We start from the raw sequence: 12,845 nt of genomic DNA on the forward strand, positions 1-12,845 counted from the left end.
ATGTTGTAGGCCCCGGACTCGGGGTCGAGTCGGTTGAGTACCCACATGCGCTGTTGCGCGAGCGACAACGGCACGGTCTGGCCGGCCGGTCGGCGGCGCAGCGGCACATCGTTCGCGTCGTCGATCCGCGACTCGGCACGAGCTGCGAGTGCGGCAACGGTCGACGCCTCGAACAGATCTCGAACACCGACCTTCTTGCCGAGCGCCGCCGACACCCGTGCCGCCACTCGCGTGGCGATCAGCGAGTTACCACCGAGATCGAAGAAGTCGTCGTCCGATCCGACACGCTGGACGCCGAGCATCTCGGCGTAGATCTCCGCCACGATCTCCTCGACCGGCGTAGCCGGAGCACGGAACTCGCGAACCTCGAACACCGGCTCCGGCAGTGCTTTTCGGTCCAGCTTGCCGCTGGTGTTCAGAGGGAATTCGGCGAGCACCATCACCGTCGCCGGCACCATGTACTTCGGCAGTGCGCCGCCGACGAAGGTGCGTACCTCGGCCGGGTCCAGTGTGCTGCCCGGTGCAGGCACCACGTATCCGACGAGCTGGTCGCCGGCACCGGTGGTCGCCACCACGGCCGTGGCTTGGTTGACGTCGGGATGGGCCAACAGCGCGGTCTCGATCTCACCGAGCTCGATCCGCTGGCCACGGAACTTGACCTGGAAGTCGGTGCGCCCAATGTACTCGAGTACCCCCACAGCGTCGGGGCCCGACCGCCATCGGACGAGGTCTCCGGTGCGATACATGCGCTCGCCGGCAGCCGAGAACGGGTTCGCGACAAAGCGGTCCATCGTCAGGTCGACGCGGCCGAGATATCCGTCGGCGAGCTGGGTACCCGCCAGATACAGCTCACCCGCGGTCCCTGCGGCCACTGGATGCAGCCTGCCGTCGAGGACGTAGGCCTGGGTGTTCCATTCCGGCGCACCGATCGGAACCGTCGATACATCTTCCGGCTCGGTCTCCCAGAACGTCACTGTCACAGCAGCTTCGGTGGGTCCGTACAGGTTGTGGATCCCAGCAGAGGTGATCGCACGGAAGTCGGTCACCGTTTCCGGCGGAAGCGCTTCACCGACCACGAACACATGCCGAAGCGAACGGCACTGGTCCTCGGTGGCGTAAGCGGCGAACACCGTGAGCATCGACGGTACGAAGTCCGTGACGGTCACCTTGTGCCGAGCGATCCGATCGGCGACGTACGCCGGGTCGCGGTGGCCGTCGGGGGTGGCGAGAACGACGCTCGCACCGACCTGGAGTGGGAGGAAGAAGCCCCACAGCGACACGTCGAATGTCGTGGCGGTCTTCTGCAAGTAGACGTCGTTCTCGTCGAGCGAGTACTGGTGCACCATCCAGGCCATCTCGTTGACGACGGCACGGTGCGACACGGCCACGCCCTTGGGGCGTCCCGTCGAGCCCGAGGTGAAGATGACGTAGGCGGTGTTTCCAGGACGCACCGGTGCCAGTCGATCTGCGTCGGTCAAGGCACCGTTCGGGTACCCGGTGAGATCGACGGTGTCGAGTACGAGAATCGGGAAACGCTCCGGTAGACCTTCCCGATCGTGACTGGTGGAGAGCACAACCACCGGCTCGGCTGTGTCGAGGATGTATTCGATGCGATCCGCGGGGTGGTCCGGATCGATGGGCACATAGGCACCACCGGCTTCGAGGACGGCGTACATGCCGACCATGAGGTCGATTCCGCGCCGCATCCCGAGTGCGACGAGCGACTGCGGCCCCACACCGAGAGACACCAGGTGTCGCGCAAGGCAATTCACTCGGTCCGAGAACTCCGCATACGTGACGGTCGCGTCCTCGAACACCACTGCCGGAGCATCCGGGTTCGCGGCCACTCGCGCCCGGAACTGCCCGGTCAGCATGACGCCTGCGTCGACATCGTGTGCGGTGTCGTTCCACGTCTCGATCACTCGAGTTCGTTCTGCCGAGCCGAGCAGATCGATATCGCCGACCGCCGCAGTGGTGTCGGAGACGAAGGTCTCGAGAACACCGACCAGCCGGGACAGAATGGAGTCGACGTACGCAGCGTCGAACAGATCGCTGATGTACTTGAGCGTGAACGAGATTCGATCCTCGGCCACGACCAGCAACGTCAGCGGATAGTGGGTGTTGTCGTTGGAGCTCACGCCCTCGACGGTCATGCCGTCGATGGCCGCGGCCTGTTGTGTCAGTTGTGCTTCGTCCACCGGGTAGGACTCGAAGATGGTCAGGGTGTCGAACAGATTGCCGACGCCGATCGCCCGCTGGATGTCGACCAGTCCCACGTGGTGGTGGTCGAGAAGATCTGCTTGTTCACCCTGGATCCGGACCAGGTAGTTCTCCACCGTGTCGGCGGGATCGAAGCGCACCCGCACCGGGATGGTGTTGATGAACAGCCCGATCATCGATTCGACGCCGGGAAGAGCAGCGGGACGACCGGAGACCGTGGCGCCGAACACGACATCGGTGCGGCCGGTGACGTGCGCGATCAACAGTCCGTACGCCGCTTGCACCAGCGTGTTGACGGTGACGCCGAGCCGGCCACCGAGCGCTGCCAGCGCCGCTGTCGTGTCGACATCGACCGACTTCTCCGCCTCGGCCGATCTGGACGAGATTTCTCGTCCGACGCTCGGCTGAGCGACGAAGGTCGGTTCCTCGACACCGTCCAGTGCCCGGGTCCACGCGCTCAGCGATACGGCCGGATCCTGTCGATCGAGCCACGCCAGATACGAGCGGTACGACCGCACGCGAGGCATCGACGCCGTGGAGCTCTGCGCCGCGTACAGGTACAGCAGTTCCTTCATCACCAGCGGCAACGACCATCCGTCGAGCAACACGTGATGATTGGTCATCGCGAGCTTGTACGTGGTCGGCGTGATCCTGACGAGCAGGAACCGCAGCAGGGGTGCCGTGGACACGTCGAAGTGTCGTCGCTGATCCGCGGCCAGTGCGTCGGCTACGGCAGCGTCGCGTTCGAGCCCGTCGAGCTGAGACAGATCGAGTGTGTTCCAGGGCAGACGAACGTTCTGCTGGACGATCTGCACAGTCTCGCCGCCCGCAGTCGCGGTGAACGAGGTACGCAGATTCTCGTACCGATCCAGCAGTGTCTGCGCTGCGCGGTGCAGCCGTTCGGCGTCCACCTCGCCGGCCAGGTCGAGTACGACCTGCATGGTGTAGACGTCGATCGACGCGTCCGCGAACAGTGCGTGAAAGAGCAATCCCTGCTGCAGCGGCGACAGCGACCAGATGTCCGTCAGCTCCGGGTACCGCGCCTCGAACGACGAGATGTCGGGCTGTGAGAGCCGCACGAGCGGAACGTCGGACGGGGTCAAGCCACCCGAGCCGGGTGCCTCGGCGTACGTGGCCAGTGCCGACAATGCATCGGACCACAGCCCGGCGAGACGTTCGACCGTGTCCGCGGACACGGCGCCGGTGGGGAATGCGACGCTCGCGCTCAGGACCCCACCCTCGTCGGTGTCGAGCACGATCGCGTTGATGTCGATCGTCTTGTTCGCGGCCATGTCGGCATCACCGGGCGCGGAGAGCTCACCGTGGGCGGCAGGCAACCAGCCGAGCGACTTCATCTCGTCCGGGACCTCGCCGGTGTCGACGCGACCCAGGTAGTTGAAGCTGATCTGTCCGGTCCCGAGTTCCGCAAGTTCCGCAGCTGTCTCGGAGTTCAGGTAACGGAGCAGTCCCCAACCCATGCCTCGATCGGGCAGCGCCAGCATCTGTTCCTTGACGGCCTTGACGGCGTCGCCGAGCTGCGGTCCACCCGCGAACGCAGCGTCGACGTCGATTCCGGTCAGGTCGAGGCGGACGGGGAACAGGCTGGTCAGCCAGCCGACGGTGCGTCCCAGATCGGCTCCGGGAACCACCGCTTCCTCACGGCCGTGGCCTTCGAGCTGCACCAGTGTCGCCGGTGCGGTGACGCCGCGCTCGGATCGCAGTCTCGTGACGGCCAGAGCGAGTCCGGCCAGCAACCCGTCGCCCACACCGCCGCGGAAGATCTCCGGAACCGTGGTCAGCAAGGTGCGCGTGACGTCGGGTGCCAGCTCGATGTTCACCCGTTCGAGCGTCGCGACGACGTCGACCGCGGGGTCGAAAGGTCGGTCGCCCAGCACGGGATCCTCGGTGTCGGCGATCGAGCGCCACAACGGCAACTCGGCCAGCCGCGCTTCGCTCGCTGCCGCGTCGACCAATGCATGGGTCCACCGCCGCATCGAGGTTCCGACCTCGGGCAGGCTCGGGTCCACTCCCCCGGACACCTGAGCCCAGGCGGAGACGAAGTCGGGGACCAGAATTCGCCACGACACTCCGTCGATCACGAGGTGGTGCGCGGCGACGGTCAGCGTGCCCGCTTCCTCGGGTCCTCGATCGACCCAGACGAGGGCGAGCATGCGCCCGGCCGTGGGGTCGAGCGTTCCGACTGCACCGTCGAATACTGTTGCAGCCGAATCGGTATCGGCCCGGACGAGCAACGCATCCACGTCGACGGCACCGGCGCCCGCAACATCGAGACCCCAGCCCCGGTCGTCGTGCACCAGGGTCGAGCGCAGCACGTCGTGTCGATCGACCACTGCGTTGACCGTGGCGAGAATCCCGGCTCGGTCGATGCCGAGCGGCAGCTCCAGTGTGACGGCCTGATGGAACCGCGACCAGCCTCCGCCGCGCTCGATCATCGCCACACCGAACGGGGGTAGCGGCATCCAGCCGACGCCGCCGCCGTCGAGTTCCTCGAGCACGACCGCGTCACTGCCCTCACCGACGATGACAGCCACCTCGGCCAGCCCGGCAACGGTCTTGCGCTCGAACACATCTCGTGGGCCGAACTGGATTCCTCTCGCCTTGGCGCGAGAGACCAACTGAATGGAGACGATGCTGTCGCCGCCGAGCGCGAAGAACGAATCGTCGACGCCCACGGTGTCGAGGCCGAGAACGTCTGCGAATACCTCGGCAATGACGCGTTCGGTGTCGGTTGTCGCCGTACGGAATTCGGCATCGCTGCCGAATTCCGGTTCGGGTAGCGCTCTGCGGTCCAGCTTGCCGTTCGGCCCGAGGGGGAGGGCATCGAGCACTATGAGCCCGGCCGGCACCATGTACTCCGGAACCAGGGTGGCAACCGAGGTGGTGACCGCTGCGGTGTCGATCGTCTCCCCGGCGACAGGAACGACGTACCCGACCAGTAGTTCACCTGCCGACGGCGTCCTGCGCACGAGAACCACGGCTTGGTCGACCGACGGATCTGCGGTCAACGCGGCTTCGATTTCGCCGAGCTCGATCCGCAGGCCTCGCAGTTTGACCTGGAAGTCGGTGCGGCCGAGGTACTCGAGCTCGCCGTCTGCGTTCCAGCGAACCAGGTCTCCGGTGCGATACATCCGCGAACCGGCACTGCCGTGCGGGTCGGCGACGAACCGGTCGGCGGTGAGGTCCGGACGGCCGAGGTATCCGCGGGCCAGTTGCCGCCCTGCGAGATACAGCTCCCCGGGTACCCCGACCGGAACCGGGTGCAGGCGTGCATCGAGCACGGTGACTCGGGTGTTCCAGACCGGAGCACCGATGGGGACCGACGCGATGTCGGTCGGCACGACGCGGTGGTAGGTGACGTCGACTGCGGCCTCGGTCGGTCCGTACAGGTTGTGCAGTTCGGTTGCGGGCAGAGCAGTACGCAGGGCAGCCGCCACCGATGCGGGCAGCGCCTCACCGGACGCGAACACCGCACGCAGGCCGGTGCAGTTCGAGACACCGTCCGCGGCGGCGAACACGGTCAACAGCGACGGGACGAAGTGCGCGACCGTGATGCCGCGTTCGGCGACGGTGCTCACCAGGTATGCCGGGTCTCGGTGGCCGTCGGGCACCGCGATGACGAGTTCGGCTCCGATCTGCAACGGCCAGAACAGTTCCCAGACCGATACGTCGAACGTGACCGGCGTCTTCTGCAACACCTTGTCCTGCTCGGTGAGACGGTATTCGTCCTGCATCCACAGCAGACGGTTGACGATGGCCTCGTGGCTGACCGCAACGCCTTTGGGGCGACCGGTGGAGCCGGAGGTGAAGATGACGTACGCGGTGTCCGCCGGCCGCAGCGGTGCGGTTCGCTCGGCATCGGTCACCGGTGCCGTGGACAGACCTGTCGTGTCGACGGTGTCGACCAGGATCCTGGCGGCGTCGGTCTCGAGAGATGTGCCGTCGTGCTCGGTCGTGAGCAACACCACTGGTGCCGCCGTGTCCAGGATGTAGCCGATCCGTTCGGCCGGCAGATCCGGGTCGACCGGGACGTAGGCACCACCGGCGGCGAGCACGGCGTAGATACCCGTCAGCATGTCGATCGAGCGGCGCATGGCCGTGGCCACCACGGTTTCCGGGCCGACTCCCTCGGCGATGAGCAGACGCGCGAGCGCGTTGACCCGCTCGGCGAATTCGCGGTACGTCACTCGATCGTCGGCGAAGCTCGTGGCGATGTTGTCCGGAGACGCCGCAACTCGGGCCTCGAACAGCGACACCAGAGTTGCGCCGGGATCCACCTCGTGCGCGGTGGCGTTCCATTCCTCGAGGACGCGAGTGCGTTCGCCCTCCTCGAGGATGTCGATGTCGCCGACGACTGCGTCCGGTGCCTCGGTGAGCGCGTGCAGAACCCGGACGAGCCGTCGCCCGAGAGACGCCATGCTGGACTCGTCGAAAAGATCGGTGGCGTAGTCGAATTGGACGTCGATGCCGGCTGGAGCGCCGGATCGGTCGACGTTCTCCCACAGCGTCACCTGCAGGTCGAACTTTGCGAAGGCGCTGCCGAGATCGATTCCCTCGACGCTCAGACCGGGCAGGGCCAACGTCTGACGGTTCAGGTTCTGGAACGTCAACATGACCTGGAAGATCGGGTGACGAGCCTGAGAGCGGTCCGGGGCCAGCTCGTCGACGAGCCGCTCGAACGGCACGTCGGCGTGCCCGAAGGCACCCAGGTCGGCCTCACGAACCGCGGCGAGTTGCTCGCGCAACGTTGCCGCGGGGTTCATCGCGGTACGGAGGGCGAGCGTGTTGACGAACATGCCGACGAGCTCGTCCAGATCTGCGTCACCGCGGCCGGCGACCGGGGTTCCGATCGTCACGTCGTCGGTTCCCGCCATCGCTCCGAGGAGCACCGCGAGCGCGGTGTGCACCACCATGAAATTCGTGGCGTTTCCGGCCCGGGCGGCCCGAGCGATGTTCGACTGCAGGGTCGAGTCGATCGAGAAGTTGTATGCCGCACCGCGATACGACGCCACCGCCGGGCGCGGCCGGTCGGTCGCGAGGTCGAGCTGCGCCGGGGCACCGGCCAGAGCCGATGTCCAGTAGGCGAGCTGCTTCGCCAACGGCGAATCGGAGTCGTCCTCGGAACCGAGTACCTCGCGTTGCCAGAGCGCGTAGTCCGCGTACTGCACCGGAAGTGGAGCCCACTGGGGGCTCTCCCCCGCGGCACGGGCGGTGTAGGCCACCATGACGTCGCGCGTCAGGGGTCCCATCGAGAACCCGTCCGCGGCGATGTGGTGGGCGACGAATGCCAATACGTGCTCGGTCTCGCTGACCCGCAGGATCCGGATTCGCACCGGGACCCCTCGGGTCACATCGAATCCCGTGGACACGAATTCGCGCAGGGACTGCTCGATCGAACTCTCGTCCACGTCGTCGACGACAACCGTCACGCCGGACTCCGCGGTACCGAGCACAACCTGCTGGCCTCGCCCGTCGACCTCCGGGTACACGGTGCGCAGAATTTCGTGGCGCGCCAGCACGTCGTGCACGGCGCTGACGAGTGCATCGACATCGACGCTGCCGGACAACCGAATTGCGACCGGGATGTTGTTCACGGCGGACGTCGGATCGAACTGGCTCAGGAACCACATGCGCTGCTGGGCCATCGACAGCGGCACCGTGTCCGGTCGTGTTCGAGCCGTCAGTGCCCGGCGCGCACCGGTACCCACCTCGGACTCGATGGCGCGTGCGAGCGTCTGCACCGTCGGAGACTCGAAGATCGAGCGAACCGGCACCTGCGTATCGAGCGCCGCACCCAGCCGGGAGACCACCTGGGTGGCGATCAAAGAGTTACCGCCGAGCGCGAAGAAGTCGTCGTCCAGACCGACCCGCTCCACCGAGAGCACCTCGGCGAACACCGCCGCGACGGCCTCTTCCACCGGGTTGGTCGGTGCGCGGAACTCGGCTGTCTCGAACTGCGGTTCCGGCAACGCCTGTCGGTCCAGCTTCCCGTTCGTGTTGCGGGGCAACGCATCGAGAATCACGAAAGCCGACGGAACCATGTACGACGGCAGCAGACCCAAGAGAGCTGTGCGCAAGGTGTCGGCGTCCACCGTGGCACCGACTGTCGGCACGACGTAGGCCACGAGCCGTGCGCCCGATCCTGTGTCCGCGAGAGCGATCACGGCGACGTCACGAATCTCGTCGAGCGTTCCGAGAGCGGCATCGATGTCGCCGAGTTCGATACGGAAACCGCGAATCTTGACCTGGAAGTCGGTACGGCCGACGTACTCCAGTTCGCCGTCTGCGCGCCAGGACACGAGGTCACCGGTGCGGTACAGGCGGCCACCTGGGGTGAACGGGTCCGCGACGAAACGCTCGGCGCTCAGATCCGGCCGCGCGAAGTAACCGTCGGCCAGCTGCGCACCCGCGAGGTAGAGCTCGCCGGCGACGCCGACCGGAACGGGAGCCAGACGCGAGTCCAGCACGTAGACACGGGTATTCCACGCCGGGCCACCGATGGGAACGGTGGTGCCGTCGACGGTCGACACTCGATGCGCGGTCACCGACACCGCTGCCTCGGTCGGTCCGTACAAGTTGTCCAGTCGCGCAGCAGAACTGCGTAGAGCGCGCTCGGCCGTCGCGACCGGCAGCGCCTCGCCGATCGCCAGGATCCGGCTCAAGTGCCGGGGTAGGACTCCCGCCGACGCCGTGACCAATGCGTCGAGCACGGACGGCACGGTGTGCAGTGTCGTCACCGATTCACGGTCCATCAGATCGACGAGGTAGGCGGGATCGCGGTGGCCCTCGGCGTCGGCGACCACGATCGCACCACCGGAGACGGTGGCGACCCAGAACTCCCACACGGACAGGTCGAAGGTGGCGGCAGTCTTGAGCAGTACCCGGTCCGTGTTGCCCAGCCCGTAATGGGCGCTCTGCCAGAGCAACTGGTTGACGATGGCGGCATGACCGACCGCGACGCCCTTGGGGCGACCGGTGGATCCGGACGTGAAGATGACGTACGCGGTGTTCGCAGGCCGCAGCGGCGAGGTGCGCTCGCTGTCGGTGACGGGCGCGTCCGAGACCTCGGCGCCCAGCAGTCGAGGATCGGTGTCGACCAGCAGAACCGGAATCGACTCGACGTCGACTTCGTCGCGCGACGTGCTCAACACCAGAGCGGGAGCAGCTACCTCGAGAATGTAGGCGTTGCGGTCCGCCGGCTGATCCGGGTCGATGGGTACGTACGCCCCGCCTGCCTTGGCGACGGCGTACATCGCCACGAGCAGATCCACCGAGCGCCTGATCGCCAGGGCAACCGTCACCTGCGGGCCGACGCCTGCACCGATCAGGACGCGAGCCAACCGGTTGATTCGACGATCGAACTCGGCGTACGACAGCGATTCTCCCGCATGGACCACCGCGATGGCGTCGGGCTGCGCCTGCACCTGTCGATCGAACAGCGATACCAGGGTCTGCAACGCATCGACATCGTGATCGGTGTCGTTCCACGTGCGCACGATCCTGGTGTGCTCCTCGGGCGAGAGCAGGGCGAGATCGCCGATGACGGCCGAGGGATCCTCGGCCACTGCGGCAAGGAGGCGAACGAACCGATCGGCAAAAGTCTCCACCGTGGCGCGATCGAAAAGATCGGTGGCGTAACTGAACTCGGCCGACAGTTCCGCAGGCGAGCCGTCCTGGTCGTAACGATCCGAGATCGACAGTTGCAGATCGGTTTTCGCTGTCACTGCGTCCGCCTCGACGGCGCTCACCGTCAGACCCGGCAACTCGAACGTCGACTCGGCGAGGTTCTGGAAGGACAGGCCCACCTGGAACAAGGGGTTGCGCGCCGTGGACCGTACCGGGTTCAGCACCTCCACGAGACGCTCGAACGGAACGTCGGAGTGCGCGAATGCGGCCAGGTCCCGCTCACGGGCCTGGGCGAGCAACTGGCGGAAGGTCATCGACGATTCGACGGTCGACCGGAAGACGAGAGTGTTGACGAACATCCCGATCATCGAATCGAGAGCCCGCTCGCCGCGGCCGGCGATGGGCGTTCCGACGGCGATGTCCTCGGAACCGGACAGGCGCGCGAGCAACACCGCGAATGCCGAGTGCACCACCATGAACAACGTTGCCTGCTCGGTACGTCCGAGTTCGGCGAGAGCGGCGTGCGTGCCTGCGTCGACGGTGAACCGCACGGCGTCGCCGCGGAAACTCTGCGCAGGCGGGCGCAGGCGATCGGTAGGCAGTACCAGTTGATCCGGCAGCTCCGCGAGCGCGTCCTTCCAGAACGACACCTGCTGCGCTGCAACCGAATCGGGATCCGATTCGGAACCGAGGACGGTACGCTGCCACAACGCGAAGTCGACGTACTGCACGTCGAGCGGCTCCCAATCCGGGGCCGACCCTACAGATCTCGCGGTGTACGCGGTCATGACGTCGACGGCCAGCGGGCCCATCGACGCGCCGTCGGCCGACACGTGGTGGACGACGAAGGCCAAGACATGCTCGTTCTCGTCGACGCGGAACACACGCGCGTCGACCGGTACCTCGACGGTGACATCGAAGCCGCGCCCGAAGAACTCCGTGACAGCCGCAACGACATTCGCACCGGCCACCTCGCGGACGGCGAGGTCCATCGGCACCTCGGACGCCGGGAGCACCTGCTGGAACGGACCCTGTGCCGAATCCGGGTACCGGGTACGAAGAGACTCGTGGCGTTCGACGACGTCGCGTACCGCCGACTGCAGCGCAGCGACGTCGAGCTCACCCGACAACCGCACGGCGAACGGAATGTTGTCCACCGACGACGTCGTGTCGAACTGGTTGAGGAACCAGTACCGCTGCTGCGCAGGCGAGAGCGGCGGGCGCTCGGGACGCGGACCCGCCACGAGTGCGGCTCGACCGCCCGAACCGACAGCGCTCTCCACGTGCGCCACCAGCGCGGCGACGGTCGAGCTCTCGAACAGTGCGCGCACCGGCACGACGGTGTCCAGGGCCGCGCCGAGTCGCGAGACCACCTGGGTGGCGATCAACGAATTGCCGCCCAGGGCGAAGAAGTCGTCGTCCAGCCCCACTCGATCGATGTGCAGGACGTCGGCGAACACTCCGGCGACGATTTCTTCGACCGCGGTGGTGGGTGCTCGGAATTCACGGGCCTCGAACACCGGTGCGGGAAGTGCGGCGCGATCCAACTTGCCGACAGGGGTCAGCGGAACGGTGTCGAGCACGATGATCGACGACGGAATCATGTAGGCCGGCAATGATTTTCCGACGAATGCGGTCAACTCGTCGACGTCGACGACGGAACCACGCGTCGGGAGCACGTAGGACACGAGGGTCGTGACGCCCGAGGGCAGTTCGTGCCCGACTGTGACGGCGAAGTCGACCTCGGGAACGGCGGTGAGCGCGGAATCGATCTCGCCGAGCTCGATACGGAAGCCGCGCACCTTGACCTGGAAGTCGGTGCGTCCGACGAACTGCAGCTGCAGATCGTCGGTCCATCGCACCACGTCGCCGGTGCGATACATCCGTGCGCCGTCGATGCCGTACGGGTTGGCCACGAAGCGCTCGGACGACAGACCCGGCCTACCGAGATAGCCGCGAGCGAGCGCACCGCCCGACAGATAGAGGTCACCCGCGACACCGGTCGGAACCGGTTCGAGTCGGGAATCGAGGATGAGCACGGACATGCCGTGAATCGGTCGACCGATGGTGATCGGCTCGCCTGGCGTCAACTCGGCGAAGCTGGAGATGATCGTCGTCTCGGTCGGTCCGTACCCGTTGAAGTACTTCCGGTCCCCTGCCCACCGGGCGAGCAGTTCGGGAGTGGTCACGTCACCGCCGACCGAGAGCACCTCGAGCGAATCGATCCCGTGGGGATCCATCGTGCCGAGCACCGCGGGCGTGATGATCGTGTGAGTGACCCTCTCCGCCTTCAGCAGTTCGGCCAGTTCGGTGCCGCCGAGAATCGATGCCGGTACCACCACCAACGTCGCGCCGACGGAGAACGCCGCCATCCACTCCAGAACCGACGGATCGAAGTTCGGCGAGCAGACGTGCAGGAACCTCGAGGCCGGTTTCAGGTGATAGAGATCGGTTGCTGCGTCGAGGACGCCGCCGAGTCCGGCGTGCGTGACGACGACGCCCTTCGGCTTGCCCGTCGAGCCCGAGGTGTAGATGACGTAGGCGGGGTTCTGGAACGTGACGGGTCGCAGGCGGTCGGCGTCGGTGACCGGCTCGGCAGAGCGGGTGCGGACCTCGGCCACGAACTCCTCGTCGTCGACGCTCAGCCAGACCGGATCCTGCTGTCCGCCGGCGAGCCGATCCGAGTGCGCCCGGGTGGTCAGCCCGAGTACGGCCTCGGAGTCCGAGACCATGTGAGCGATGCGATCCTGCGGGTACGTCGGGTCGACGGGTAGGTGCGCAGCCCCGGATTTGGCCACTGCCCAGACCGCGAGCACCATGAAGTAGGAGCGCTGGAATCCCAGCGCCACAACGGATTCGGGTCCGGCCCCGCGCTCGATGAGCACCCGGGCGAGCTGCGAGGACGTCGCATCGAGTTCGGCGTACGAGATCGAGCGGCCCTCGTAGCGTATCGCGGTCGCCGACGGGTCGAGTGCGGCTCC

Annotated in this window: 1 protein-coding gene; it reads right to left on the reverse strand. The window is 66.6% G+C overall.

Translation table 11 applies throughout. The features are described 5' to 3' along the window. Window positions 1-12,845, reverse strand: a 12,845-nt coding sequence (locus tag CH256_RS02905) for a non-ribosomal peptide synthetase (RefSeq protein WP_143536506.1), incomplete at both ends; no start/stop codon positions are given.

This window comes from Rhodococcus sp. 05-2254-6 (genome assembly GCF_002258565.1).
Taxonomy (GTDB): Bacteria; Actinomycetota; Actinomycetes; order Mycobacteriales; family Mycobacteriaceae; genus Rhodococcoides.